At 55.8% G+C, this 249-nt stretch carries 1 protein-coding gene; it reads left to right on the top strand.

Going from position 1 to position 249, the window contains the following annotated elements; translation table 11 throughout:
• On the top strand, positions 1 to 249 hold a 249-nt coding region (locus tag A8L45_RS24955), incomplete at both ends, for a hypothetical protein (protein WP_175402097.1).

The following is a 249-nucleotide window of genomic DNA, read 5'->3' as shown; positions in this document are numbered from 1 at the left end:
CGGGCAAACTCCATATCTATACCGGGGCGGACAACGACCCGCAGTTGGTCACGGTAACAGATATCAGCCAGCCCGTTATCTGGGACCTCCCCGCAGGGACCCAAAATGTGCAGGTCTTCGTTGAGCCAATGGATGATGCATTGTATGAAGGCAATGAAAGCCTGATCCTCAATGCCAGAGTGGATGCGCCCAACACCGACTGGGTGGTGTCCGACACAGTACAGCTGATAGATACGGAATCCGCCCCGG

Origin of the sequence: Veronia pacifica (genome assembly GCF_001707825.1) — a bacterium.
Classification (GTDB): domain Bacteria; phylum Pseudomonadota; class Gammaproteobacteria; order Enterobacterales; family Vibrionaceae; genus Veronia; species Veronia pacifica.
This window is presented reverse-complemented; position numbering and strand designations above follow the sequence as displayed.